This window comes from Brachybacterium epidermidis (assembly GCF_015209585.1).
Lineage (GTDB): Bacteria > Actinomycetota > Actinomycetes > Actinomycetales > Dermabacteraceae > Brachybacterium > Brachybacterium epidermidis.
The window spans coordinates 26,075-50,774 of the sequence record NZ_JADEYR010000004.1; the positions used below are offsets into that span (position 1 = coordinate 26,075).

The 24,700-nt window shown below is 70.8% G+C and carries 25 protein-coding genes and 1 pseudogene; 4 read left to right on the top strand and 22 right to left on the bottom strand.

Annotation, left to right across the window (positions count from 1 at the left end):
- Window positions 1–8: 8 nt before the first annotated feature.
- From lepB to IOE58_RS05500, 9 genes are all read right to left on the bottom strand, one after another.
- On the bottom strand, window positions 9–590 hold the full coding sequence (gene lepB, locus IOE58_RS05460; protein WP_348981885.1) for a signal peptidase I: 582 nt from the start codon (window positions 588–590) through the stop codon (window positions 9–11).
- 10 nt (window positions 591–600) lie between these two features.
- Window positions 601–951, bottom strand: coding sequence for a 50S ribosomal protein L19 (rplS, locus tag IOE58_RS05465; RefSeq protein ID WP_193865408.1), 351 nt, complete (start codon window positions 949–951; stop codon window positions 601–603).
- Between the two features lie 295 nt (window positions 952–1,246).
- Entirely contained in the window at window positions 1,247–1,975 is a 729-nt protein-coding gene (gene trmD / locus IOE58_RS05470) for a tRNA (guanosine(37)-N1)-methyltransferase TrmD (RefSeq protein WP_193865409.1), read from the bottom strand.
- 6 nt (window positions 1,976–1,981) lie between these two features.
- A complete protein-coding gene (rimM, locus tag IOE58_RS05475) occupies window positions 1,982–2,590 on the bottom strand; it encodes a ribosome maturation factor RimM (protein WP_193865410.1) in 609 nt (202 codons plus the stop codon).
- Window positions 2,587–3,519, bottom strand: a complete 933-nt coding sequence (locus IOE58_RS05480; protein WP_348981886.1) for a hypothetical protein — start codon at window positions 3,517–3,519, stop codon at window positions 2,587–2,589. Before IOE58_RS05480 ends, rimM begins: the two co-directional genes overlap by 4 nt.
- A gap of 1 nt (window position 3,520) precedes the next feature.
- Window positions 3,521–3,763: an RNA-binding protein gene (locus IOE58_RS05485; protein WP_193865411.1), complete on the bottom strand. Its 243-nt coding sequence runs from the start codon at window positions 3,761–3,763 to the stop codon at window positions 3,521–3,523.
- Window position 3,764: 1 nt separating this feature from the next.
- Complete coding sequence (gene rpsP, locus IOE58_RS05490; RefSeq protein ID WP_193865412.1) at window positions 3,765–4,295, bottom strand: 30S ribosomal protein S16; 531 nt, start codon at window positions 4,293–4,295, stop codon at window positions 3,765–3,767.
- 230 nt (window positions 4,296–4,525) lie between these two features.
- A complete protein-coding gene (locus IOE58_RS05495; protein WP_193865413.1) occupies window positions 4,526–5,230 on the bottom strand; it encodes a DivIVA domain-containing protein in 705 nt (234 codons plus the stop codon).
- Window positions 5,227–6,342 carry an amidohydrolase family protein gene (locus IOE58_RS05500; RefSeq protein WP_193865414.1) on the bottom strand — a complete coding sequence of 372 codons (1,116 nt, stop codon included), beginning with the start codon at window positions 6,340–6,342 and terminating at the stop codon, window positions 5,227–5,229. Before IOE58_RS05500 ends, IOE58_RS05495 begins: the two co-directional genes overlap by 4 nt.
- Window positions 6,343–6,459: 117 nt before the next feature.
- Here IOE58_RS05500 and IOE58_RS05505 point away from each other — a divergent pair, with 117 nt between their 5' ends.
- Window positions 6,460–6,936, top strand: coding sequence for a tetratricopeptide repeat protein (locus IOE58_RS05505; protein WP_193865415.1), 477 nt, complete (start codon window positions 6,460–6,462; stop codon window positions 6,934–6,936).
- Here the strand turns inward: IOE58_RS05505 and IOE58_RS05510 are convergent.
- The 12 genes and pseudogenes from IOE58_RS05510 to IOE58_RS14770 form a co-directional block, all read right to left on the bottom strand.
- Window positions 6,914–7,888 (bottom strand): DUF559 domain-containing protein, encoded by a 975-nt coding sequence (locus IOE58_RS05510; RefSeq protein WP_193865416.1) that lies wholly within the window; start codon window positions 7,886–7,888, stop codon window positions 6,914–6,916. The two genes, IOE58_RS05505 and IOE58_RS05510, sit on opposite strands and share 23 nt — an antisense overlap.
- A 445-nt stretch (window positions 7,889–8,333) precedes the next feature.
- Entirely contained in the window at window positions 8,334–9,953 is a 1,620-nt protein-coding gene (gene ffh, locus IOE58_RS05515) for a signal recognition particle protein (RefSeq protein WP_193865417.1), read from the bottom strand.
- Between the two features lie 184 nt (window positions 9,954–10,137).
- Window positions 10,138–10,368: a hypothetical protein gene (locus IOE58_RS05520; protein WP_193865418.1), complete on the bottom strand. Its 231-nt coding sequence runs from the start codon at window positions 10,366–10,368 to the stop codon at window positions 10,138–10,140.
- A gap of 177 nt (window positions 10,369–10,545) precedes the next feature.
- Window positions 10,546–12,927 (bottom strand): [protein-PII] uridylyltransferase family protein, encoded by a 2,382-nt coding sequence (locus tag IOE58_RS05525; protein ID WP_193865419.1) that lies wholly within the window; start codon window positions 12,925–12,927, stop codon window positions 10,546–10,548.
- Window positions 12,917–13,255 carry a P-II family nitrogen regulator gene (locus IOE58_RS05530; RefSeq protein WP_193865577.1) on the bottom strand — a complete coding sequence of 113 codons (339 nt, stop codon included), beginning with the start codon at window positions 13,253–13,255 and terminating at the stop codon, window positions 12,917–12,919. The genes IOE58_RS05525 and IOE58_RS05530 overlap by 11 nt, the downstream gene beginning before the upstream one ends.
- A gap of 165 nt (window positions 13,256–13,420) precedes the next feature.
- Window positions 13,421–14,671: pseudogene (locus IOE58_RS05535) on the bottom strand (ammonium transporter); the annotation flags it as partial.
- A gap of 177 nt (window positions 14,672–14,848) precedes the next feature.
- The gene (gene ftsY / locus IOE58_RS05540) at window positions 14,849–15,778 is read right to left on the bottom strand and encodes a signal recognition particle-docking protein FtsY (RefSeq protein ID WP_193865420.1); all 930 of its coding nucleotides are present in this window, start codon (window positions 15,776–15,778) and stop codon (window positions 14,849–14,851) included.
- A 785-nt stretch (window positions 15,779–16,563) separates the two neighbouring features.
- Window positions 16,564–16,734 carry a hypothetical protein gene (locus IOE58_RS05545; RefSeq protein WP_193865421.1) on the bottom strand — a complete coding sequence of 57 codons (171 nt, stop codon included), beginning with the start codon at window positions 16,732–16,734 and terminating at the stop codon, window positions 16,564–16,566.
- A gap of 271 nt (window positions 16,735–17,005) precedes the next feature.
- The gene (ndk, locus tag IOE58_RS05550) at window positions 17,006–17,431 is read right to left on the bottom strand and encodes a nucleoside-diphosphate kinase (protein ID WP_193865422.1); all 426 of its coding nucleotides are present in this window, start codon (window positions 17,429–17,431) and stop codon (window positions 17,006–17,008) included.
- A 43-nt stretch (window positions 17,432–17,474) separates the two neighbouring features.
- Window positions 17,475–17,972 (bottom strand): DUF4233 domain-containing protein, encoded by a 498-nt coding sequence (locus tag IOE58_RS05555; protein ID WP_193865423.1) that lies wholly within the window; start codon window positions 17,970–17,972, stop codon window positions 17,475–17,477.
- A 2-nt stretch (window positions 17,973–17,974) separates the two neighbouring features.
- Window positions 17,975–19,321 carry a bifunctional folylpolyglutamate synthase/dihydrofolate synthase gene (locus IOE58_RS05560; RefSeq protein ID WP_193865578.1) on the bottom strand — a complete coding sequence of 449 codons (1,347 nt, stop codon included), beginning with the start codon at window positions 19,319–19,321 and terminating at the stop codon, window positions 17,975–17,977.
- Between the two features lie 163 nt (window positions 19,322–19,484).
- Window positions 19,485–20,918: an S-layer homology domain-containing protein gene (locus IOE58_RS14770; RefSeq protein WP_259792043.1), complete on the bottom strand. Its 1,434-nt coding sequence runs from the start codon at window positions 20,916–20,918 to the stop codon at window positions 19,485–19,487.
- A 258-nt stretch (window positions 20,919–21,176) separates the two neighbouring features.
- Here IOE58_RS14770 and IOE58_RS05570 point away from each other — a divergent pair, with 258 nt between their 5' ends.
- Entirely contained in the window at window positions 21,177–22,013 is an 837-nt protein-coding gene (locus IOE58_RS05570) for a hypothetical protein (RefSeq protein ID WP_193865424.1), read from the top strand.
- Window positions 22,010–23,596 carry a WXG100 family type VII secretion target gene (locus IOE58_RS05575; RefSeq protein ID WP_193865425.1) on the top strand — a complete coding sequence of 529 codons (1,587 nt, stop codon included), beginning with the start codon at window positions 22,010–22,012 and terminating at the stop codon, window positions 23,594–23,596. Before IOE58_RS05570 ends, IOE58_RS05575 begins: the two co-directional genes overlap by 4 nt.
- A gap of 78 nt (window positions 23,597–23,674) precedes the next feature.
- On the opposite strand, the gene IOE58_RS05580 is transcribed toward IOE58_RS05575, so the two are convergent.
- Window positions 23,675–24,076 carry a hypothetical protein gene (locus IOE58_RS05580; RefSeq protein ID WP_193865426.1) on the bottom strand — a complete coding sequence of 134 codons (402 nt, stop codon included), beginning with the start codon at window positions 24,074–24,076 and terminating at the stop codon, window positions 23,675–23,677.
- 162 nt (window positions 24,077–24,238) lie between these two features.
- Between IOE58_RS05580 and IOE58_RS05585 the strand changes: the two genes are divergently transcribed.
- The gene (locus IOE58_RS05585; protein ID WP_193865427.1) at window positions 24,239–24,658 is read left to right on the top strand and encodes a hypothetical protein; all 420 of its coding nucleotides are present in this window, start codon (window positions 24,239–24,241) and stop codon (window positions 24,656–24,658) included.
- The last annotated feature ends 42 nt before the right edge of the window (window positions 24,659–24,700 follow it).

The window sequence follows — 24,700 nt, forward strand, 5'->3', positions numbered from 1 at the left end:
CGTCCTGGTCACCGGACGGCTCCGGCTCGCGTGAGAGGCCACACGATCCGGTCGACGGTCCCCACCACCCGGTCGACGGGGACCATGCCGCCACCGGGCGCACCGAGCATGGAGCGCGAGTCGGTGGAGTCGGCGCGGTTGTCGCCGAGGACGAACATGCGGCCGTCCGGCACCTCCAGGTCGAACTCGATCGCACTGGGCTCCGTGCCGGGCGCGAGGTACGGCTCATCGAGCTCCTGCCCGTCGATCATGAGCGCTCCGGAATCGCTGCAGCAGGTCACTCGTTCTCCGCCGACGGCGATCACGCGCTTGACCCAGTAGCGTCCGCCGCCCTCGGCCGACGGGGCGAAGTAGCCGGTGCCGTCGAAGACCACCACGTCACCGTGCTGGGCCTGGCCGCGGCTCGCACGGTCCGCGAGGATCACGTCGCCGGCGCGGAGGGTGGGCTCCATGGACGCGGAGGGGACGCGGTAGGGCTGAGTGACGAAGTGCCGCACCCCGGCTGCCGCCAGCAGCAGTGCCAGCACGCAGACGGCGGCGACCACCACGAGGGGTGATCGCCGCCGTCCGGGGGCCACGGAAGGGCTCACATCGAGAGGATCAGGAGTGCTCGCGCTTCTCGCGAATGCGGGCCTTCTTGCCGGTGAGGCCCCGCAGGTAGTACAGCTTGGCGCGGCGCACGTCGCCGCGGGTGACGACCTCGATCTTGTCGATGGTCGGGGCGTGGACGGGGAACACGCGCTCCACGCCGACGCCGAAGGAGACCTTGCGGACGCGGAAGGTCTCGCCCACGCCGTGGCCCTGGCGGGCGATCACGTAGCCCTGGAACACCTGGATACGGGAGCGGTTGCCCTCGATGACCTTCACGTGGACCTTCACGTTGTCACCGGCGCGGAACGCGGGGATGTCCTCGCGCAGGGATGCCTTGTCGAGCTCGTCGAGCTTCTGCATGTCTCTCTCCTGCCCTCCGCCTCAGGTCGGACGGCGTCGTTCGCTGGGTCCCGGGGGCCCGGGTCCGTCATGAACCGTCGATCCGGCGAGGGGCGACCCCTCGTGCCGGTGTGCTGGGCCTCTGGCGGCGACTCCCATCGCCACGGACCTGCCCGGCCGCGTCGTGCGCTCCTCCCCTGAGGCAGAGGGGCGCGCGGCATGCACAGCCGACCATTCTGCCAGCGCAACACTGCCCGCGGCAAGCCTCCGCCATGACGGATCAGCAGGTCACGCCCAGCCAGGGGTGTCGGATCCGTCACCCCGGGGGCAGCAGATCGGGTCGACGCTGCGCGGTGCGCTGCTGTGACAGCTCGCGCCGCCAGGCCGCGATGCGCCCGTGGTCGCCGGACAGCAGGACCTCCGGGGCCTCCCGAACGGTTCCCGACGGGTCGGTCCAGCGGGCCGGCCGTGTGTACAGCGGGTACTCCAGCAGGCCATCGGAATGGGACTCCTCGACCAGGGACTCGGCGTTGCCGACCACGCCCGGCACCAGGCGCACCACGGCCTCGGTGATGGCGAGCACCGCGACCTCTCCCCCGTTGAGCACGTAGTCGCCCAGCGAGGCGAGGGCCACCTCGTAGCCCTCATCGGCGAGGTGCTCGTACACCCGCTCGTCGATCCCCTCGTAGCGCCCGCAGGCGAACACGATCCACTCACGCCTCGACCATTCGCGGGCCGTGGCCTGAGCGAAGGGTGTGCCGGCGGGGTTGGGGAACACGACCAGCGGTCGAGCATCGGGCCCGAGCTCGGCTCGTCCCTGCTCGCGGACGGCGGCGAAGGCCTCCGCCCACGGCTCCGGCTTCATCACCATCCCGGCACCGCCACCCAGGGGAGTGTCGTCCACGGTGCGGTGACGGTCGTGGGTCCAGTCGCGCAGATGGTGCAGGTGCAGGTCCAGCAGGCCCTCGCGCCGGGCCTTCCCGATCAGTGACAGCTCCAGCGGCGCGAGGTACTCCGGGAAGATGGTCAGGACGTCGATGCGCACCCGGGCTCAGCGCTCCTGCTCGATGCTCGCGTCGTCCTCCGGCAGCTCCTCGAACAGCCCGCCGGGCGGGTCTGCCAGGATCACCCCGGCCTCGAGGTCCACCTCGGGGACGAGCTGTGCCACCAGGGGCAGCTGGACGCGGCGGCCGTCCGGCGTGTGCACCAGCAGCAGGTCCTGCGCGGGGTAGTGCTGCAGCCCGGCCACCACGCCCAGGTCGTGGCCGTCCACGTGCCTGACCGGGAGGCCCTCGAGCTGGGAGGCGTACCAGGCGTCCGGATCCTCCTCGGTCTCCTGCTCGGGGTCGAGCTCGAGGGCCAGTTCGATGCCGCGCAGCGCCTCCGCTGCGGTGCGGTCCGGCACCTCCTCGAAGCGGGCGTACCAGCGGTCCTGCTGGGTGCGCGTGGAGAGCAGGGTGAGGCGCCGAGGTACGGCGGCACCGGGGGCGGTGCCGCGGGCGTGGGTGTCACGCTCTCCGCTCGCGGGCGCGTCGATGTCGAACACCGTTCCGGCGACCAGGCGCTCGGCCGGCTGGTCGGTGCGCAGGTTCAGCGCCACCTCGCCGCGCAGCCCGTGTGCCTTGCCGATGGTCGCCACGATCACCTCGAAGCCGGTCATACCAGTCCTCCGTCGTCGTCCTCGTCGTTCGTCTCGTCCCCGAGCTCGCCGCTCTCGGGGGCACGGTACCCGGCGTCATCGCAGGCGCTGCCGAGCTCGGTCAGCGGCTCCCGCAGCCCCTCGGACCACAGGTCGCCCTCGAGCGCCTGCTGGAAGGGGGCGCGGACCTGTTCGAGCCCGGCACGGACGGCGTCGTCGTCGACCCGGTCGATCTCCCGTTCCAGCAGGTCGGCGGTGGCCTGGACGTCCTCGAGCCTGTCCGCCGGCACCTGCTGGGCGCTCAGCCCCACGAGCTTGAACATGTTCGAGGTCAGCACATTGGCGTTGCCGAAGTGGGTGAAGGTGCCGGGGGTGTCGTACACGTCGGCGCACACCAGGGCTGCGGGCTTGTCGCCCTCCTGCTCGGGGTCGGCGGCCCAGGAGGCCGCGGCGGAGACGTCCGCGCACTCGGCGGCCAGTCCCTGCCACAGATCGCCGAACGCGTCCCGATCGGCCTCGGAGCCCTTCTCGGGCTGCGTTCGGAACCACTGGGCGAGATCCGTGGCGGCGGTGCGAAGCTGTTCGGGGGCATCACCGAAGACGGCCTCGATGTCGTCTCCGGTCATCGCGTAGAAGAAGGGGTCCGAGGGGCCGGCCTCGGGGGCGGTGGCCGCCCGGTCCAGCACCACGCGGGACAGGGGGGCGGCGTAGTCGGGGTCGCCCCAGAACTCGCCGCAGGCCGAGGCCAGTGCGGGGTCCGGGCTCCCGGCAGTGTCCGTCGCGGTCTCTCCTTGCGCACCATCGGTGGCCTCGGGGTCCGTGGGTGCCGCGGGTCCGGAGGCGCAGGCGGCCAGCAGCAGGGCCGCACCAGCCGTGACGAGGGTGCGGGTACGCCGAGAGCGGCACTGCTGGACAGTGCCGCTCTCGGAGTGTTCGTTCGTGCCGGGCACCTCAGCGCCGGTCGACGTCGACGATGTCGACGCGCACGTCGTCGTCCGACAGGGCCGCGGTGACCGTGCGCAGGGCTCGGGCGGTGCGACCGGAGCGACCGATGACGCGGCCGAGGTCCGCGGGGCTGACCCGCACCTCGAGCAGCGGGCCACGGCGCGTGGACTTCTCGGTGACGCGCACGGCGTCCGGGTCATCCACGATGCCGCGCACGAGTTGGTCGAGAGCTTCGGCGCGAGCGCTCATCTCAGGCCTCGTCGGTGGTCTGCGCCTCGGCGTCCTCGGTGGACTCGCCCTTGGCGTCGCCCTCCTCCGAACCCGGCTCGACCTCAGATGCGGCCTCCTCGGCCTCGTTCTTCTTCTCGTCGGACACGTCGCCCTCCTCGGACTCGTTGTTCTCGGCGTCCTTCGACTTCTTGGCGCCCTCACGGGACTCCGCAGCGGCCTTGTCGGCCTCGGCGATGAGCTCCTCGGCGGACTTCTTCTCCTCAGCAGTCCTCAGGGAGCCGGCGGAGTCGCCCTCGCCCTTGAACTTCTGCCAGTCGCCGGTGACCTTCAGCAGCGCCGAGACCTGTTCGGTGGGCTGAGCGCCCACGCCGAGCCAGTACTGCGCACGATCGGAGTCGATCTCGATCACCGAGGGATCCTCGGTGGGGTGGTACTTGCCGATCTCCTCGATCACGGCGCCATCGCGCTTCTTGCGCGAATCGGCCACGACGACGCGGTAGAACGGTGCACGGATCTTGCCCATGCGCTTCAGGCGGATCTTGACAGCCACGTGGGTGGACTCTCCTTCAGGATGTTCGGGTGAGTCCCGCCGCAGCCTGTGGGGTGATGCGGGCGCAGACGGTCCTCGGGGTGTCATGCCTGGCGGGTAGAGGGCCGGCCAGGGCACATACAGGAAACGAGTATGCCAGCACGCGGCCCCCGGATTCCAGCGGGGACCGTGTGCCGAGCGGCACACGGCAGCGGTCCGCTCCCGGGGCGCAGCCCTGGAGGAGGAACGGTTCAGCGGCTTCCCTGCAGACGGTTGTACACCTCGAGCAGGAACATGTCGACGTCCTCGGCGCGGTAGGAGTCGCGGGCCTTGCGGGAACGGTCGAGAGAGCCGCGCACGAGAACGGCGCGCGCCTCTCGCCGACCGGAGGTACGGTCCGATGCTCCTTCGAGTGTCGCGATCATCTCGTCCAGCAGCGAGTCGACCTCGCCGACGGGATAGTTGACGGTGAAGCGGGAGGCTGTCGGGAACCGCGCGCCTCGCAGCTGAGCGATCAGGGGGTCCTCGACCCGGTCCTCGTCCTCGGGGAAGCTCGCCTCCCAGCCCTGCGTCGAGGTCTTCGAGGCGCCCGGGGCGTGCGCGGTGCCGTTCACCTGGCCGTCCTCGCTCCCGGCGGTGAGTGTCCGGTCCTCGCTCGCGGGCGCAGCGGGGTGGGGATGATGGTCGGTGAGTGCGGGCAGGAGCACCTCCTCCAGGAACGCGTCCACGTCCTGCATGTCGTAGGTGTGCGGGAAGGTCTCGGTGGCGAACGCCGCCTCGCGCACCCGTACGGCGGCGTCCTCCCGTGACCGGCGGGGATCTGCGGTGCCCTGGAGGAGAGTCACGATCTCGTCGAGGAAGTCGTCGACGTCGGCCGTGCGGTAGCCGGGGCGGAAGCGCGCGGTGGTGAACCGTGCCTCCTGGATCAGGCTCACCAGTGGTTCGGCAGCGTTCATCCCTTCACCACCCGTCCTCCCAGCACCACGACGCCGGGATCGCGCAGGGCCCGGTGATCGGCTCGCGGATCGTCATGGACGACGAGCAGGTCAGCGGGTGCCCCGTCCTCCAGTGCCGGCACACCCAGGAACGTGCGGGGCCCCCAGGCGGCGGCCTGCAGGATCTGCGTACCCGTCATGCCCGCCCTGGCCAGTTCGTCGAGCTCGTCGTGGATGATGCCATGGCCCAGCACTCCCCCGGCGTCGGTGCCCACCAGCAGCGGCACGCCTGCCTCGAGGGCGTCGCGGGTGCGGTCGTAGCGACCCTCGCGCAGGCGGCGCATGTGTGCGGCGTAGGTGGGGAACTTCTTCTCCCCCTGGGCGGCGTACTGCTCGAACTCGCCCACGTTCACCAGTGTGGTCACCACCGGGGTGCGGGATTCGGCGGCCCGGGCGATGGTGTCGTCGGTCAGGCCGGTGGCGTGCTCGAGGCAGTCGAAGGCGGCGTCGAGCGCCATCGGCAGGGTGTCCTCGGCGAAGGGGTGGGTGGTGATCCTGGCGCCGGCGGCGTGAGCGGCATCAGCCGCGGCACGGAAGGTCGCCGCGTCCCAGCAGGGAGTGAGGTCCCCGAGGCCGCGGTCGATCCAGTCGCCCACCAGCTTCACCCACCCGTCACCGCGGCCTGCCTCATGGGTGATCGCGGCGGGCAGGTCCTCGGGCTCGACCTCCTCTGCGTATCCGATGAGGTAGCGCCGGGTACGAGCCACGTGCCGACCGCATCGGATCAGGCGAGGCAGGGCCGCCCGCTGCTGCAGCGGCGAGGTGTCGATGATGGGGCCGGCGTCACGGATCAGCAGCACCCCGGTGTCACGGTCGGTGAGCGCCTGCTCCCGTGCCTGCTCCAGGGTGGTGCCCTTGCCGTCGTCGCCGATGCCGAGATGGCAGTGCAGATCCGCGAGGCCGGGGACGGTGAAGCCCGCGAGTGTGCGCACCTCGGTGCCGGTGGGGAGCTCGGGCCGCTGGTGATGGATGCGGCCTTGGTGCACCCAGGCCTCGGTGATCTCCTGCTCCGGTCCCAACAGGATCGGTCCGGTCAGGTGGAGAACGGGCGTGTCGCTGTCGGCGCTGAGCATGCTTTGACCCTAGCGGGCCGTCGACCTCGCGCGCCCGCCGGGGTGCACCGCCCCGTCCTTCAGCGCATGAGCGCACCGACGTCCCGCGCACCGGGGGCATGGCCCGATGATGGGGGCATGACCTCTGACGTGGAGGGCGGGCCCGGATGGGTGATCCGCGGCGAGGATCTGCGCCCCTCGATCACCGATCCGGCGATGTTCCGGCGGTCCCATGCCGAGGACGAACTGGTGGACGTGCTGGAGCTGCTGTGGTCCGGGCGGCCGGCCGAGGCGCTGCAGCATCTCTCGTCCTTCCCCGAGACCGTGCGGGTCCGGGCGCTCACCGCTGACTGCCATCGCGACCTGGGCCGCCACGATCGTGCCCTGGACTCGTATGACGCGCTGGTGGCGGAGACGATGGGGACCCCTCGTGAGGCCATGATGAGACAGCATCGTGGCAAGACGCTCCTGGCCGCCGGCCACCCCGAACGTGCCGTGGAGGACTTCCGCCGCGCAGCGCAATTGCGCGCAGGCGGGGACCCGGCACCGCTCGCCTCGACACAGCAGGCACTGGAGGTGGCTGAGGCTGCGGTCATGCGGCGTCAGCAGGGCTGATCGGTGCCTCGGCACGACTGATCGGCGCCCCGGCACGACTGATCGGTGCCCCGGCACGACTGATCGCCGCATCGAGCCTCTGCAGGAAATGCTCCGGAGCCACCAGGTCCGCCACACTGATGCGCAGCACGCTCCATCCTTGCTGGTGGAGCACCTGGTTCTTGTGGAGGTCCTTCTGCCACTGGGCGCGGTCCAGCCGGTGAGCTTCGCTGTCGTACTCGATGGCGATCCTCCACTGCGGATAGGCGAGATCGATGTAGCCGTGCCAGTCGGTGTCGGGGTCGTCGACCCGCAGGTTCGCCACGGGGAGCGGATACCCCCGCCGCGTGAGGAACAGGCGCGCCCTCGTCTCCATCGGTGACCAGACGTTCTCCACCGCCGACTGCGCCGCCTGCCTGACCGCCTCACCGCCGCGCCCTCGAAGCCGCTGGGAGAACGCCCTGATCTCGGGCAGCGGGATCGTCAGCTCTGCCTTCGAGCCTGCCAGGGCATCGATGCAGACGACGAGATCGTCACTGCTCAGGAGCCTCGCGCAGTCCTGCAGAGCGATCAGCGGATGGTAGAGCTCGACGCCCTTCCAGCGGAATCGCGGAGCTGACCTGGGGCCGTGGACGATGATCCGTCTGGTCCGGCTTCGGCCCTGGTCGCTCGCAGCCCTGCTGTGGAGCGGCTCCCCGTGCTGCCAGCGATGTCGACGCGGCAGGGGAAGGCCCAGCAGTTCCAGGGCCGTGGTGTGGCTGATGACCGTCCCGGGGCGAACCCGGTTCTGCAGCGCACGCGCCGCCGAGATGAGCTCCACCGGCGAATCCGCCCGGGCGCACATACCCGGAAGCGGCATGACGATGGCCGAGGACGCCAGCACGCGCGGGTGCATCCCTGCCTGGAGCAGCCCGGTGCGGGTGTAGAGCTTGCCTGGCCTGAGCTGTTCTGCGCTGTTCAGTCGTTCTGCCATGTACCGACGCTATGGATCTCCGCGGTCCAGGACGGGGAATGATGCGCCGATTGTGCACGGGCGAGAGATGGGGAGTAACTCTGCTGTCCTCACCGGTGGAGCCGAATCAGTCGCCCGAGCATGGCGGAGAGGGAGGCCCCAGCGGCGAGTCGAACCGGGTGATTCCACGGGCCGCACGAGCGCAGGGACGCCGGTCGGACGGGCGTTCCAGGCGGCCAGCTTCCGCGAGCTGGAACGTACCCACCCGTAACCACGAGCCACCACCCCACCACCGCGCTACCGGGCGGCCAGCTTCCACGAACTGGAACGTGCCCACCCGTAACCGGGGTGCAGCGCAACGGCCAGCCCCGCCTCAGCACCCGTGCCGACGCCGGCCCCGCCTCAGCACCCGTGCCGATGCCAGCCCCGCCTCAGCACCCCGGCCAGGGCCGACGCCGGCCGCGCGTCAGCGTCCCTGGCCGAAGAGCTTCTGCATCTCCGGCGGGAGCTGGCTGGCGTCGAAGTCGGAGAGGTCCGGCATCGCGCCCTGACCCGCACCGCCCTTGCCACCGGAACCGAGTGCTCCGGCACCGAAGGCGGAACCCCCTGAACCGGCGCCCTCGGCTGCGCGCTTGGCGGCCTCGGCCTGTTCGCGCGCCGCCTTGGCGGGGTTCTTGGACTTGGCCTTCTTCACGCGGGGCTGCTGCTGCGCCTTGCCGCGGGACTTCTTGCCCATGCCCATGCCGGGGCCGCCCGGCATCCCCGGCATGCCACCGCCGGCCATGCCGCGACCCATCTGCCTCATCATGGTCTGCGCCTGCTTGAACCGCTCCAGCAGCTGGTTGACCTGCTGGACGGTGGTGCCCGAGCCCTTGGCGATGCGACTGCGGCGCGAACCGTTGAGGATCTTCGGATCGTTGCGCTCGGCAGGGGTCATGGAGCGAATGATCGCCTCGACGCGACCGAGCTCGCTCTCGTCGAAGTTCTCGAGCTGCTCGCGGTACTGGCCCATGTTGGGCAGCATGCCCAGCATCTTCTTGATGGAGCCCATGTTCTTGAGCTGCTGCATCTGTACCAGGAAGTCGTCGAGGGTGAAGTCCTCCCCGGAGGCCAGCTTCTGGGCGGCCCTCTCGGCCTCCTTCTGGTCGAAGGCCTTCTCCGCCTGCTCGATCAGGGTGAGCACGTCACCCATGTCGAGGATGCGGTTGGCCATGCGGTCGGGATGGAAGCGCTCGAAGTCGTCGAGGCTCTCACCGGTGGAGGCGAACAGGATGGGCCGCTCCGTGACACCGGTGATGGACAGGGCGGCACCGCCGCGGGCATCGCCGTCGAGCTTGGAGAGCACCACACCGGTGAAGCCCACCCCGTCACGGAACGCCTCGGCGACCCGGGCGGCATCCTGGCCGATCATCGCGTCGACCACGAACAGGGTCTCGTGGGGGTTGACGGCGTCGCGGATCTCGCGGGCCTGCTGCATCATCTCCTCGTCGATGCCGAGACGTCCGGCGGTGTCGACGATGACGACGTCGTGCTGCTGGAACTGCGCGGTGGAGACACCGTTCATGGCGACCAGCACGGGGTTGCCCACGCCGTTGCCGGGCTCCGGCGCGAACACTGGCACCCCGGCCCGCTCGCCGACGATCTGCAGCTGGCCCACGGCATTGGGACGTTGGAGGTCGGCTGCGACCAGCAGCGGGGTGTGGCCCTGCCCCTTCATCCACGTCGCGAGCTTGCCCGCCAGGGTGGTCTTGCCGGCGCCCTGCAAGCCGGCCAGCATGATCACCGTGGGCGGATGCTTGGCCCAGGAGAGTTCACCGGTGGCACCGCCCAGCACCTCGACCAGCTCGGAGTGGACGATCTTGACGACCTGCTGGGCGGGGTTGAGGGCCTTGGAGACCTCCTCGCCCAGGGCGCGCTCGCGCACGCGACCGGTGAACTCGCGCACCACGGACACCGCGACGTCGGCGTCCAGCAGTGCGCGGCGGATCTCGCGGATCGTCTTGTCGACGTCGGCCTCGGTGAGACGGCCATGGCCGCGCAGTCCCTTGAGCGAGGCTGTGATGCGGTCGGACAGGTTGTTGAACACGGGGCGATGGTCCTTCAGATCGGTCCGGGGCGGTGACGGCAGTCCTCGGCGCAGGCCACACTACCGGGCACCGTGGGCTCCGGGCAGGGGCAGGAGGGTTCAGCCGCGCGCGTCGTGGGCGATCTCTCCGCCGACGAGCACCAGCTGCCGCGCGGGAGCGCGCACCAAGGCGTCCATCGGGTTCTCAGCGTCCAGCAGCACGATCTCGGCGCGGGAGTCGACGGCGAGGAGGCGCGGGAGTCGACGGCGAGGAGGTCTGGGCGAGCACGTGCAGCAGCTCCTCGTCGTACCGGGCACCGGTGATGCGTGCGTGCTGGCGGGCGATCTTGACCATGTCCCCGGTGCCGTAGGAGCTCCACAGGTCGGGGATGTTGTCCCGGGCGGCCCCCCGAAGGACTGCCAGGGGTGGCCCCACCAGGACTTGTACACGCGGGCGTGGGTGTTCAGGACTTGTCCACGTGGGCGTGGGTGTTCAGGAGTCCCGGGACGGCCAGCATGCCGGCGCCGTCGAGGCGGTGGGGCTCGGCGTCGGCGCAGCTCGCACGCGCACCTCGCGCACGCGACCGGCGGCCTGCACGCGCGCCTCGCACGCTCAGGCGGCGGCCTCCGCGACAGCCTCGGCCACCCGGGCGGCCGTCTCCTCGTCCAGCGGGCGCCCTCGCAGATCGGTCAGGTAGAGCACGTCCACGGCGCGGCGACCCAGGGTCATCACGTGCGCCCCGCTCACCAGCAGGCGGTGACCGGTGATCGTCTCGGCGATGTCCGCGAGCAGGCTGGGGCGGTTGCGTGCGTTGATCTGCAGCGGCGTGGGCCTGCCGGGCGCGGAGGGCAGCAGCGCCACCACGGGCGTGTCCTCACTGCGCCGCATCGGTGCCTGCGGCCCGGTCTCGAGGACCCGGGCAGCAGGGTCCTCGCGACGCGCCAGCTCGCGCTCCATCGCGGTGCGCACGGTCGTGGGGTGGGGCAGGTCCCCGGCTCGGCCCGTCACCCACCAGGTGGTCACGGCCACCCCGTCGACGGTGGCGACCACCGCCGAGCGCACCTGGAACCGCAGCCGCACCAGCACCCGTGCCAGAGCCGCGAACACCCCGGGACCGTCGGGGGCTCCCATGCAGATCTCGGTGATGGGGGCGTCCTCCCCCGGCGCCGGGTAGAGGACCGCACAGCCACTGGTGGATCGCACCGCATCCAGCACCGTGACCTGGGCGGAGCGCTGCGGGGCCAGCATCTCGCGGGGCGGGCGGACGACGCCGGTGAGGGTGTCGCGGGCCTGCGCCGCGAGGTGCTCGACGAGCTCTGCCCGCCAGGTGGTCCAGGCGGCGGGGCCGGCGGCGCGGGCATCGGCCTCGGTGAGGGCACGCAGCAGATCCAGCCGGGAGGGATCGTGATCCACGGCATTCAGCAGTGCGTCGACGGTGGCGGGGTCCGCATGGTCGCGACCGGTGGCCAGCTCCGCCAGGGTGAGGTGCTCGCGCACCAGGGCGGCGATCACCTCTGCGTCGGCTGCATCGAATCCGAGCTCCGTCGCGGCCCTGTGGGCCAGCGGCGCGCCCACGAGGCTGTGGTCCTCGGCCTCGGGGGTCTTGCCGAGGTCGTGCAGCAGGGCGGTGACCAGCAGCAGGTCGGGGCGATCCACCGTGCCCAGCAGCTTCTGCGCCTCCAGCACGGTCTCGACCTGGTGGCGGTCCACGGTGTAGCGGTGCACGGGCGAGCGCTGAGGGCGGTTGCGGATGCTCTGCCAGCCAGGCACGAGCCGAGCCACCGCGCCGTGCACGTCCAGCGCCTCGTACACCTCGGCCAGGTGCTCCCCGGACAGGGCGTCCACCAGCATGTCACGTTGGGCCGGGCGCAGTCGGGGGCAGCGCCCGGAGGCGAGGCGTGCGAGGGTCGCCCCGGTCAGCGGCAGGCCGGTGGTGGTCGCGTGCCGGACGGCGGCCAGGTCCCGCAGGGGGCTGGGGTCCTCCAGGTCCACGGAGATCTCCCCGGCCTGGACGATGACGCCGTGGTCGAGTCGCTGCAGGGCCGGTCGGCGCATGGCCCCCGCACCGTAGGTGGCGCGGCCGCCCCGGGCGGCGGCGGAGCGGGCTGCGGCGAGGCTGCGGTGCAGCTGCCAGCCGACGGCACGGGAGGCCTCCGCCAGCGCGGCGAGCAGGTCGTCGGCCTGTCCGTACCCGCACAGGCCCGCCACCGCGTCCTGGTCGGCGCGGCTCAGGCGCGTGCTGGCCCGGCCGGTGACCAGCTGCAGGGCATCGCGCACCTCCAGCAGCACATCGGCCGCGCGGTCCACCACCACATGGTCGTGGTCGGCCAGCCAGGACTCGGCGATCGCGCGGATGAGGGTCACGTCCCGCAGGCCCCCGCGGTCGGACTTGAGGTTGGGCTCGGTGGAGTGGGCCAGGACGCCGTAGCGCCCGGTGCGATCCTCGACCAGCTCCCCGAGCTCCTCGATGCGGGTGCGGGCTCCGGTGCGCCAGGCGCGCCGCACCCGGGTGGCGGCGTCGGCGACGAGCCGCTCCTCCCCGGCGACGGGGCGCAGGTCCAGCAGGGACACGGCGGTGCGCAGATCCTCCGCTGCGACCTGCTCGCACTGCGCGGACGTGCGCACCGAATGGTCCAGGGAGGTGCCGGAGTCCCATACCGGGTACCAGAGGGCGGAGGCCAGGCCTGAGGCGGATTCGGATCCCGCGAGCTCAGGGTCCAGCAGCAGCACCAGGTCGAGGTCGCTGGCCGGTCCCGGGTCGCGCCGCCCCACGGAGCCGACGGCGGCCAGCGCTGCCCCGCGCGGGGGCGCGCCCGCTTCCCGCCACTGGGTGCGCAGCCACTGGTCGATCAGGGCCGTGTGCTCGGCCCTGCGCAGGGGGCCGTGAGCGGGGTCGCCGACGCCGGCGTCGAGGGCGTGGTCCAGACGGAGGGTGGGCAGCCCCTCGGCGGTCGTGGCCGAGGCACTGCCCGCCCGGGGCCCGTCAGAGGGCATCGGCGTCCCGCTCGGAGGTGCGCACCCGGACCACGGAGTCCACCGGGGTGGTCCACACCTTGCCGTCGCCGATGCGGCCCGTATGGGCGGCCGCGACGATCAGGTCCACCACGTCGGCCTCGGCGGCGTCGTCCACCAGGATCTCGAGCTTGACCTTGGGGATGGTGTCGATGCGGTACTCGGCTCCGCGGTACACCTCGGTGTGGCCGCCCTGGCGGCCGTAGCCGGCCACCTCGGTGAGGGTGATGCCGGTGACGCCGTACTCGCGCAGCGACTCGATCACGTCCTGACGGGCATGGGGCTGGATGACGGCGGTGACGAGCTTCATCGCAGCTCTCCTGTCGTGGTGGCGGCGTCGGTGCGGGCACCCGCACCGTGGGGGCGGGGCGCCGGTGGGGGCTGCGGTCGGGGCGGGCGCCGGGGTGGTGCGGACGATGTCCGGCACCTCGGCCACCAGGGCGTCGGGCACGGGTGCATCGGGCCCGTACCGTCGGCGAACGGAGGCACCGACCAGATCGTAACCGGCCTCGGCGTGCTGGCTGAGGTCGATGCCGGCGGCCTCGTCCTCGGCGCTGATGCGCCAGCCCAGGGTGTGCTTGAGCGCGAGGGCTATGACCAGGGTGACGAGTCCGGAGAAGCCCATCGCAGCGAGGGCCACCAGGGCCTGGACCAGCAGCAGGGCCGCGCCGCCGCCGTGCAGGAGCCCGCCGTCGACGGCGAGCACGCCGATCAGCACGGTCCCCACGAGTCCGCCCACCAGGTGCACGCCGACCACGTCGAGCGAGTCGTCCAGCCCGATGCGGTGCTTCAGGCCGACGGCGAGGGCGCAGCAGATCCCGGCGACCGCGCCCAGCACGATCGCGCCCAGGGGGTCCACGGCGGCGGCCGCCGGCGTGATCGCCACCAAGCCGGCCACCACGCCGGAGGCGGCGCCCAGTGAGGTCACATGACGATCCCGGATCCGCTCCACCAGCATCCAGCCGAGCATCGCCCCGGCGGTCGCGACGGCGGTGTTGACCCAGGCGAGACCCGCGGTGGCGTCGGCGGTGCCCGCGGATCCGGCGTTGAAGCCGAACCAGCCGAACCACAGCAGTGCCGCTCCCAGCATCACCAGCGGCAGGTTGTGGGGCTTCATGGGGTCCTTGCCGAAGCCCAGGCGGGGGCCGACGACCAGCACCAGCACGAGACCGGCGATGCCGGCGTTGATGTGCACGACGGTTCCGCCGGCGAAGTCGACCGGCTCGGCGATCGCGGCGAAGGGTCCGTCCCCGGAGAGCAGGCCGCCGCCCCACACCATGTGGGCCATCGGCGCGTAGCAGGCCAGCACCCACACGGCGGTGAAGGTCAGCCAGGTGCCGAAACGGACGCGATCGGCGATCGCACCGGAGATGAGGGCCACGGTGATGATCGCGAAGGTCATCTGGAAGCCGGCGGCGGTCAGGAAGGGCACGCCGGAGCCGGCCAGCAGCGACTGCTCGTCAGTGCCGTTCAGTCCCATGAACTGGAAGGGGCTGCCGAGCACGCCGCCGTGGTCGTCGCCGAAGGCGATCGAATAGCCGGCCGCCGTCCAGGCCAGGGCCACGACGGCCATCGCGCTGAAGGACATCAGCATCATGTTCAGCACGGTGCGGGACCGCACCATGCCTCCGTAGAAGAGGGACAGCCCGGGTGTCATCAGCAGCACCAGGGAGGCGCTGACGAGGATCCAGGCGGTCGCCCCTGTGTCGAGGGTGAAGGGGTCCATGGCGGTTCCTGTGGTCGGTGGTGCCCGCCCCGGGGCGGGCACGGTCCGTGGTGGGCCGTGCCGCCATCGTGCGGTGGGCGCCGGTGACCGACCAGGTCATAGGGCCGCCGTGATCATTCCGTGATCGAAGGGTTCGCGGTGCGGACCGTTGCGGGTCCGCCCCCGAAGGGCGTGCGCTCAGTCCCCCAGCAGGGCGTCCACGAAGCCGTAGGCGTCGAAGGGGGTGAGGTCGTCCATGCCCTCGCCCAGGCCCACCATCTTCACCGGCACTCCGAGCTCGCGCTGCACGTTGACCACGATCCCGCCCTTGGCGGTGCCGTCGAGCTTGGTCAGCACGATGCCGGTGATGTTCACGGCCTCCGAGAAGACCCGGGCCTGCTGCATGCCGTTCTGGCCGGTGGTGGCGTCGATGACCAGCAGCACCTCAGCGACGGTGTCACCGTGCAGTCCCTTCTCGGCGACGCGGCGCACCTTGCCGAGCTGGTCCATCAGACCCTTCTTGTTCTGCAGGCGACCGGCGGTGTCGATGATGACGACGTCCACACCCTGTGCGACGCCCTCCTTGACGGCGTCGAAGGCGACGGCGGCGGGATCGGCCCCGTCGCGGTCGGCGCGCACCGTGTCCACACCCACGCGGGAGCCCCAGGTGGCGAGCTGGTCGGCGGCCGCGGCGCGGAAGGTGTCGGCGGCACCCAGCACCACGGTGCGCTCGGCGGCGACCAGGACCCGGGCGAGCTTGCCGACGGTGGTCGTCTTGCCGGTGCCGTTGACACCCACCATGAGGATCACCGACGGCACCTCGGTGCCGTCCGGTGCGGTGCGGACGGTGGCGGCCAGGCGGCGGTCGAGGTCCGGGTTCACCAGGGTGACGAGCTCCTCGCGCAGCACCTCCCGCACCGCTGCGGCATCATCGGTGCCCAGCACCTGGATGCGTCGACGCAGGGCCTCCATCAGCTCATCGGTGGCGTCCGGCCCGAGGTCCGCCAGCAGCAGGGTCTCCTCGATCTCGTCCCAGGTGTCCTCGTCCACGGCGCCGCGGGTGAGGAGGGTGAGGATGCCGCGGCCGATGGAGCCGGAGCGTGCCAGGCGCTCGCGCAGCCGCAGCATCCGGTCGGCGGGCGCCTCGGGGTGTCGATGACCGGGCCAGGGGCATCCTCGGTGGTGGTCTCCTCCGTGGGGGCAGGCGGTGCCTCCACCGGCTGGGCAGGCGCCTCAGGCGAGGGAGCCGGGGCCTGGACCGACGGGGCGGGGGCCTGGACCGACGGGCGGGGGCCTGGACCGACGGGGCGGGGGCGGCCGGCGCATCGGCAGGGGCGGCAACGGTGTCGTCTGTCGGGACGGCGGTGGCCGCGGGTGCCTGGCGGCCACCGTCCGTCTCCGGCGCCCGCCGGACGGGCTTGTCCTCAGGGGCGCCGTGGGCCTGCTCCTCTCCGGCCGGTGCGGCCTCGCCCGGCTTCTGCTGTGCTGGCTTCTGATCGGCGGGCCGGGAGGGGCGGAGAGGGTGTCGGCCCAGGTGGGGGCAGCTGGCCGCTCCTTGACCGCGGTGCCTGCGGGGCGAGATCCGGTGCTGCTGTCCTGCGGATCACGGCGCTGGTCCTTGGGATCGGTCGGGGTCTTCCCCCTGCTGCGCAGATAGGCCCATGCCCCCGCGCCGATCACACCGATACCACCGGCTCCACCGACGAGCAGGACGAGAATGTCATTGGGATCCACGGGTCACCTCCGAGGTCGCAGGAGCCGGCGATGCGGCGGGGCCATGGGCCAGTCTAGGTGCACCCGGTCAGGACGCCGGTGGGGGGCGACGGGGGGGTCGTACCTCGGGATGGTCACACCTTTGGGGCGGGCTGTCAGCCCAGACGGTCGCGGTCAGCGGCCATGCGCGGTCCGCGGCCTCAGGTGTCGCGCCGCGTGCGCGAGGAGTGGCGCGGCGTGCGCAGCGGTGTCTGCTCGCCGTGCCGTGCCCGGCGCACGTTGGGAGCGGCGACGGCTGCGAGGATCGCGACGGCGGCCAGCAGCGCCAGCAGTAGGAACCCGACCGTTACCACACCCAGACCCATGCCCATGGCTCCATTCTGCACGGCGATCCGCGCCGAGGCGTGCTACGTCCTCTGTGCGGCGCGCCACGACGAGCAGCAGACGGGCACCTCTTCCCGTGGCTGTCGCAGCAGGTGCCGGCGCATGGTGGGCCTCATCACCATCATCGTCTCGGCCTCCGAGGAGCCCCAGGGGGCTCCACGCCGGCGGATGCGCGACTGGCCGGTTCGACAGCTCATAGCGAAGAAGAGCGGGAACAGACGCGATGCGCCTGCCGGGACCGAACGACGGCGGTACTGATCAGTCCAGTTCGGGGAACCAGATGCCGATCTCGCGGGCGGCGGACTCCTCGGAATCGGAGCCGTGGACGAGGTTCTGGATCACCGGCAGGTCCCATTCGCGGGCCAGATCGCCGCGGATGGTGCCCGGAGCGGCCTCGGTGGGGTTGGTGGCACCGGCCAGGGAGCGGAAGCCTGCGATGACACCCTCCCCCTCGAGCACCAGCGCGACCAGAGGTGCGGCCCCCATGTACTCCACGAGACCGGGATAGAAGGGCTTGCCCTCGTGCTCTGCGTAGTGGGCGGAGAGCTCCTCGTCGGTGGCAGTGCGCTGGCCTAGGGCGGAGATGGTGTAGCCCTTGGCCTCGATGCGGCGGATGATCTCCCCGCGCAGGCCGCGCTTGACGGCGTCGGGCTTGAGCAGGACGAGAGTGCGCTGTGGGGTCATAGCCGCGAGCCTAACGGCGCGCGGTCCGCGGTGCGAGTCGGGTTCAGGCCCTCGGCGGGCGATGGGACTGCCGGCTGCGTTCGGCCTCCGTCGCCCCGCCCCCGCTGGCCGATGCATCGGGACCCGGCCCCGCAGCACTCCCCTCCGCAGAGGCCTCTGCGCGCCAGTGGGCGGCGTCGATCGCGTCCTTCTCCCCATCCAGCTGATGGCCCTTGACGACGCTGTACACATAGAGGATCGCGAAGATGACGCCCACCGCCCACATCGCGGGGACCTGCACTCCCAGCAGGATCACGGGGACCTGGAGCACCGCCCCGATGTAGTAGGGAACGGCCCCGCGCTTGAGCATCCCGGAGCACGCCACCAGTGCCACCGAGGTGAGCAGCCCCCAGCTCCAGGTGAACGCACGCTGGTCGGGAACCAGCTGATGGGCCACCAGCACCGCGAAGAGCACCACGAAGGCCTCGACCACCAGCACGGTCGCACCGAGGATGCGCTGCGCCCCGTGCGCGCGGGAGGAGGGTTCGAGGAAACGGGTCACTCTCACTCCTCCTCCGGCAGGCCCAGCAGGTCCCGCACCTCGGCGGCCAGCGTCACCGATCCGGCCACCACCACACCGCCGAACATCTCCCCCTCGGCCTCGGCCAGATCCACCGCCTGCTGGATCGCATCCGGCAGCGAGGCGGCCTCGAGCACGCGGTCCTCGTCGTCGAACACGTCGCGGGCGAGGTCTGCCAGTTCATGGGAGGGGATGGCGCGTGGTGAGGACGAGTGGGTGATCACCACGGAGTCCAGCAGGGGCTCGAGGGTGGCAAGCAGCTGCTCGGCGTCCTTCTCCTGCAGGATCCCCACCAGTCCGATGGTGCGCGTGAAGCGGAAGTTCTCCCGGACCGTGGCCACCAGGGTCTCGGCTCCGGAGGGGTTGTGGGCCGCATCCAGCAGGATCGTGGGCGACTGGCGCACCACCTCGGCCCGGCCCGGGGAGGTGACCGATCCCAGTGCGGCCGTCAGCAGGCCAGCATCCAGCGGCGAGTCGCCGCCCAGGAGGGCCTCGGCCGCGGCCACGGCGAGGAGTGCGTTGTGCGCCTGGTGCTCGCCGAGAAGCGAGAGGAACAGGTCCTCGTAGCGACCGGCGATCCCCTGCAGGGTGAGCATCTGCCCGCCCACGCCAGGAGTGCGGGAGAGCACCCCGATCTGCTCGTCCTCGAAGGCGGCCTCGGCACCGAGCTCGATGACCCGCTCGCGCAGCACGTCGGCGGCGTCCCCCTCGGGCTGGGCCGCGATCACGGCGGTGGCGCCGGCGGTCAGGATCCCGGCCTTCTCCGCGGCGATCTCGGCGATGGTCTCGCCGAGGTACTCCTGGTGGTCCAGGCCGATGACGGTGATCACGGCGACGTCCGGATCGACCACACCGGTGGCGTCCCAGGTGCCGCCCAGGCCGGTCTCCACCACCGCAACGTCCACGGGGGCGGAGGCGAAGGCCTGGTAGGCCATGGCGGTGAGGTACTCGAAGTAGGTGAGCCGCACTCCCCCGGCCGCCAGGGACTCCTCATCGACGATCCGGGCGAACGGCTCGACGTCGCGGTACGCCTGGACGAAGCCGTCCTCGTCGATCGGGGAGCCGTCGATCGCGATGCGCTCCACCGGCGAGTGCAGGTGGGGGCTGGTGGTGCGTCCGGTGCGCAGGCCCGCCTCACGCAGGATCCGCTCCAGGATGCGGGCGGTAGTGGTCTTGCCGTTGGTGCCGGCGATGCGGATGGAGCGGTAGGAGTGCTGGGGGTCCCCCATCAGCTCCATCACCCGGCGGATCCGCGACAGGTCCGGTTCGATGCGGTTCTCCGGCGCGCGCTCGAGGAGGGCGGCGTACACCTCGCGCAGCTGCGGCGACATGGCCGGACGGGACGGACGGGGCACGGGGTCTCCTACGGGGGCGCGGACGGGGCGCTGGTCAGTCTACGGAGGGCGCCTCCGACGCAACGTCTCCGGGAAGGTTCGGGGTGGCAGGTGTCGCAGCCGGCGCGCTGCTCAGTGGCGACGGCTGCGCCCGGCCGTCTCAGTCCACCTCGACTCGGTAGATGAACGCCGCCATGGCATCGCGCAGGATCGGCGAGTACGGCCGGTACGAGCCATCGGGCCAGCCCGTGGTGATGCCCTCGGAGTATGCCCAGCTGATCTCCTTGTAGAAGATCGTGTCGCGCACGCTGATGTCCTTCAGCGGGCTGACGGCCGGGGCCGTGAACGGAGGCGATCCCTGCGCGCGATACAGGAAGGCGGCCATCGCATCGCGCTTGACGGGCTCGTAAGGACGGAAGGTGCCATCGGGCCAGCCCTCGGCGATGCCTTCGGAATGCGCCCACGTGATCTCCTTGTAGAAGACCTCTCGGGTGGGTGAGACGTCCTTGAACGGTGAGACGGCAGGCGGTGTGTACGCGGGCGAGCCGGCGGCCCGGTACAGGAACGCAGCCATGGCATCGCGCTTGATCGGCTCGAAGGGCCGGTACGTTCCGTCGGACCACCCGTTGGCCAGTCCCGCGTGCTTCATCCATGCGATCTCGGTGAAGAACACGAGGTCGCCGTGGTTGACGTCCCGGAACGGCGCCTGGGGGGTGCGCCCCATCGGTGCGGCCACCGGGTACGCATGTGCCGAGGTGCCATTGGGAGAACCGAACCAGAGCGAGAAGTTCCGGAAGAAGTTGCGGTTGCCGTAGGTGGCACACACGTCGTCCGCAACAGCACCGGCCCCGGCATCGAGCGTGGCCTGGGTGGGGGTGAACGGCGTGTAGTTGTACAGGGCGGCAGTGGCCCGGTTGGCGATGTTCACAGAAGCTTCGCCGCAGAACGGGTAGGGGCTGTACTGGATCAGGTTGGCCCCGACCTGGTAGCGGTAGCCACGAGAGGCATCGCCGTACTCCTGGAGGCGCTTCGCAGCATGGTAGAGCTGATGGCCGAGTCCGGCATATCGCGGATCGCAGGCCTCGAAGTCCGGGCAGCGGAACCCCAAGGCCTGGTCGAGCTTGGTCCAGGTAGGCGAAGTTGTCGTGATCAAGCCCTGCTCCTTCTGGAGCATCACCAGCAGCACCTGCGGGTTCACGGAACAAGCGCGCGAGACGTCGGTGATCATCTCGCCGGCTGTGCCTTGGGTGCGGGCCGGAACCGCCTCGCACACGTCGGTTGCGGCTCGCTGCGGGGTGTCCATGCGGACGTCCTTGAGGCAGGGCGCGCCACCGCGCGCGGTGCGGCAGTTCGCTCCCTGGTCGCGGAGGAACTGATCGACCTCGGAGGCCGACATCCGGTTTCCGTCGAACATCACCTCGTCGCTGATGAGAGCGCCGGGATCGAAACCACCGAGTCCTGCGGGGGTGGGCCCCGCGTGGGCCGGAACAGCGAGGGTACTGGCCGCCAGCAGCAGCGCGATGATCGCGGCCAGGAGCGGACGACGGCTGAGGAGCGAAGTGGCGCGTGATGCGCCAGGGGATTCAGTGGGCACAGGGACCTCCGGGAAGTGGACCGGGCTGCCCGGCCATCTCTCAGGATATCCGGCCCCAGCGCATCGCAGGGGTTCCCTGAGATGCACCCGGGCGTCGCCGGTCGCGCGGTTCCTCCCCAGCTAGTTCTCGTCCACATGGGCAGTTCTACCCATGGTCACCACCGTGGGGTGCTCGTACGGTGAACGGACCAGGCCACACCAGCGCCCTGTTCGCCATCGGAGCTGAACGGGGCAGGCACCGCTCACGGGAGGTTCGAGATGACCACGCTGACCCAGGACGTGCCCGAGGCGATCGGCGCCGTCCGCGCCGCCGGCACACCCGAGCGCGCGCTGAACCCGATCTACCGAGCCCTAACGGCCGATGAGGCAAACGGGGTGAGGACGGAGGCGGTGAAGAGCTCGCTGGAAGGCCCGGAACTGGACCTCCTGGTGCGCCAGATGACCGCCCCCGCGGTGATGGTGCTGGCAGTGGAGGCAGGCGGTCTCGCACACCGGGTGCGCGTGGGCGTCCATGCCGACGGTGCCACGGTGGAGCACTCCGAGGTGCCCACTGACGAGGAGCCCGGCGCTTCGCGGTGGTCGGAGTGTGTTCTCGAGGACCTCCCGCGACTGTTCGCCGACGTGCTGCCTGACGGCAGCGCCCTGGGGACGCCGCCCCGTCTGACAGTGCAGAACAAGCCCGACACCCTTCGTTTGGATGCCGCCCAGCTCGCGCATCTGCGAGAGCTGCTCGTCGCCGGGGCCGACGCCGAGACCGCGTTCTCCCGCCTCGATGGGCTGGACCCTCGCCTGCAGGACGCCCTCACCGCCCGGGGGGACCGCGCTTCCCTCAGCCTGACCCTCCACTCCCCCGATCCGGCCCGCCTGGCACAGCCGGTGAGTATCGCACGGCTGTGGAACTGCGGGCAGCTGGGGATCTACCGCACCGACACCCCGGACCGTTCGCAGATCGAGGTGGTGGCGGTGGAGCCCGGTGACGTCCTAGGCACCGTGATCCCCCTGCTGGAGGAGTCGATCCGCTTCGCCTCCGGCCTGCCACCGACGCCCGGGGACGAGGACCCCGCAGGTACGAGCGGTGAGGGGGCCCGGTCATGAGCGGCTTCTACGGGATGGACACCCAGCAGGTGCGCGACCACAGCGCCGCCTGCCGCACCGGGATGAACCGCATCGAGGAGCTGCGCGGCGCACTGGACGGTGCTGTCACTTCTGTGACCTGGGAGGGACCGGACGCGGACAGCTTCCGGGACGAGTGGCTCCAGCTCTCCAGTGGGCGGATCAGCGGCCTGCTCGCAGAGCTCGAGGACCAGGCCTCCCAGCTGGAGGGCGAGGCCGATCAGCAGGACGTGGTCTCTGACCGCGACGGCACCGAATCCGGCCCCGGCACCCGCCCCAGCACCGTCCCGGACGCCCCGACGGACCGGATGGACCGCGGCTACCTCCACGAGGACAACCCGTGGATCCCGAACTGGTTGGAGAACCCGGCCGAGCAGCTGTTCTCCGATACGGCCGGGCTGATCAGCGATGGCATCGGCTGGGGCAGCGACCTCCTGATGGACGGCATCAGCACGATGGGCAACGGGCTCGGCATGGACATGAGCGGTTTCGAGGTGTTCCGCCGAGATGCCGAGCATCTGGGCGAAACCTTCACGGGCTGGATGACCGGGCAGCGGGTTCCGACGATCGCCGAGCTGGTCGCCGGCGCCGCGGTCACCACCGCTTCGGGCGCGGCAGCGCTGTACGACATGGTGCCGGGCTCACCCGGGACCGACTTCTTCGACGACAGGCCTGGCGGGATCGTGCACGGCGTCGAGATCACCACCGGCCCGGTCGAAGGGCCGCAGACTCTGCAGGACCTGATTCTGGAGAACAACCAACTCCGCCTCCCCAACCCCGACGACGCTCCGCTGGAATCCGGTCAGATCGGCATTCAGGAAGTCCACAACTCCCAGGGGGGCGACCCGGTCTACATTGTGCAGATCCCGCCCACCGAAGGTGCGGACATCGACACCTGGGATGCCTGGGGTTCACAGGGGAACTCACGGGACTGGGCATCGAACCTGCGTCTGGTGGCCGGCCAGCACCCGGCCGCGATGGACGACGTGCGCGCCGCGATGGACGCGGCGGGCATCCCTCCGGGCTCGAACGTGATGCTGGTGGGTCACTCACAGGGTGGGATCGTGGGATCGCACCTGGCATCGGACCCGAGCTTCAACTCGGCCTCCGGGGCCGACGGCACCTATAACGTCACCCATGCGTTCTCCGTGGGCTCACCGGTGCAGACGGTCCTACCAGCCCAGGGCGGCACCGAGGTGGTCAACGTGACTCACGGACCCGCCTCCCTGGGATGGCCGTCCTCGACTGGGGACCACATCGCGCACCTCGACCTGCAGGGGACACAGATCGGTGGGGGGCGCCTTCAGGCTCCGAACCTGCATGAAGTGGTCCTACCCGGCACAGCAGCTCCGACGTCCGGGGCGGAATGGCTGCACGTCAACCATGACTCCGTGGGCCCGGACGGGGAACCACACCTTGGTTATGCCGGAACAGTCGGGCGTTCCACCGAAAGCCACCCCGTACTCGGACCCCTGCAGAACGACCTGACCGGGATCTATCTGGGGGATGGCACCTACGTCGCAGAATCACACGTAGTGACCGTTGGGCGTGAGCACAGGTCCTGACTCGACATACCGACGGCAGCAGCCATGCCAGGCCAAAACGCGAACAGTGCGATCAAGCGCATGTCCTGCCCTTCCGGGTCAGCTCAGGCCGTACCGCGAATAGAGCGATGAAGCGCCCACGTAGTCGAGCCTGTGGTCTTCAGTAGGAAACTCGGGATGCAGCTCCAGTGCGGTGAGCTCGGTTCCGTCGGGAAGTCGACCGGTGATCCCACCGACCCTCGTATCGGGCTCGTCCCGCTCATGAAGAATGGTGACTGCCGTACGCATCACGTCGTCGTAGATGCCGAGCCCGGTCGATGCTGACGTTGCATCGATCTCCACGTCACCCGCGACGTACTGCAGGAACCTGTTGTTGGTCCCCGTCCGCAACGACGCTCCTGTGACGCCCGGGATCTCGAGCACGGCTTCCGTGATCAGCTCGGCGCGGTCCTTTCGGAGTACGGAGCATCCCGTGAGTGCTGCTGCGGCCAGCGCCCCCACGCCGCCGAGGATTCCTCGTCTGCTCATCACCGCACATGCCTCCCTGCCCGATAGTCACCAGGGCCAGCATGCCACGTTGACCGTGGACGTCCCCCAGGTGAGCGCGATCTGGTCCGGATCACCTACTCTCACACAAGGCGTGACACGACAGGAGGAGCAGCGATGGCACCGAGGCGTCGCCATGTCCTGGTAGCAGGCGCGATGGGTCTGTTCTCCCTGGTGACTGGATGCAGCGGGTTCTCCAAGCCCGGCTGGAGCGACGTCAACCGCGAGATCCAGTCCGCTCCCGGAGTCACCGGAGCCGACATCATCGGCGGACCCGGCGGCGGGCTGGGTACCACCGTCAGCGGCACCATCACCCTGGACGTCACCGCCGATGAGCTGCCCGACGCCTTCGAGGAAGCCTGGAGGCGCGGCGTCGAGGTGATTCACGAGATGTTCGATCCCGGACAGGCCATCGATGTCGCAGTCAGAGGCGTCATCTCCGATGGCACAGAGATCCCCGCCTACGAACTGCTCGAACACGAGGAACCCGTGCCGACGACGATGTCCCACTTCTACGAGCACTACGGGATCGGCTGAGCCCCGGCCAACGGCCTCCCGGCACGGGGAACAGCGCCGCCG

What these genes read in the sequence shown, in the direction of transcription:
- rplS (WP_193865408.1), bottom strand. Translation starts at nt 951, where the DNA reads ATGCAGAAGCTCGACGAGCTCGACAAGGCATCCCTGCGCGAGGACATC.
- rimM (WP_193865410.1), bottom strand. Translation starts at nt 2,590, where the DNA reads ATGACCGGCTTCGAGGTGATCGTGGCGACCATCGGCAAGGCACACGGG.
- IOE58_RS05485 (WP_193865411.1), bottom strand. Translation starts at nt 3,763, where the DNA reads ATGAGCGCTCGCGCCGAAGCTCTCGACCAACTCGTGCGCGGCATCGTG.
- IOE58_RS05495 (WP_193865413.1), bottom strand. Translation starts at nt 5,230, where the DNA reads ATGAACGCTGCCGAACCACTGGTGAGCCTGATCCAGGAGGCACGGTTC.
- IOE58_RS05500 (WP_193865414.1), bottom strand. Translation starts at nt 6,342, where the DNA reads ATGCTCAGCGCCGACAGCGACACGCCCGTTCTCCACCTGACCGGACCG.
- IOE58_RS05505 (WP_193865415.1), top strand. Translation starts at nt 6,460, where the DNA reads ATGACCTCTGACGTGGAGGGCGGGCCCGGATGGGTGATCCGCGGCGAG.
- IOE58_RS05510 (WP_193865416.1), bottom strand. Translation starts at nt 7,888, where the DNA reads ATGGCAGAACGACTGAACAGCGCAGAACAGCTCAGGCCAGGCAAGCTC.
- IOE58_RS05525 (WP_193865419.1), bottom strand. Translation starts at nt 12,927, where the DNA reads ATGCCCTCTGACGGGCCCCGGGCGGGCAGTGCCTCGGCCACGACCGCC.
- IOE58_RS05530 (WP_193865577.1), bottom strand. Translation starts at nt 13,255, where the DNA reads ATGAAGCTCGTCACCGCCGTCATCCAGCCCCATGCCCGTCAGGACGTG.
- ftsY (WP_193865420.1), bottom strand. Translation starts at nt 15,778, where the DNA reads ATGCTGCGGCTGCGCGAGCGCCTGGCACGCTCCGGCTCCATCGGCCGC.
- IOE58_RS05545 (WP_193865421.1), bottom strand. Translation starts at nt 16,734, where the DNA reads ATGGGCATGGGTCTGGGTGTGGTAACGGTCGGGTTCCTACTGCTGGCG.
- ndk (WP_193865422.1), bottom strand. Translation starts at nt 17,431, where the DNA reads ATGACCCCACAGCGCACTCTCGTCCTGCTCAAGCCCGACGCCGTCAAG.
- IOE58_RS05560 (WP_193865578.1), bottom strand. Translation starts at nt 19,321, where the DNA reads ATGTCGCCGCAGCTGCGCGAGGTGTACGCCGCCCTCCTCGAGCGCGCG.
- IOE58_RS05570 (WP_193865424.1), top strand. Translation starts at nt 21,177, where the DNA reads ATGACCACGCTGACCCAGGACGTGCCCGAGGCGATCGGCGCCGTCCGC.
- IOE58_RS05575 (WP_193865425.1), top strand. Translation starts at nt 22,010, where the DNA reads ATGAGCGGCTTCTACGGGATGGACACCCAGCAGGTGCGCGACCACAGC.
- IOE58_RS05585 (WP_193865427.1), top strand. Translation starts at nt 24,239, where the DNA reads ATGGCACCGAGGCGTCGCCATGTCCTGGTAGCAGGCGCGATGGGTCTG.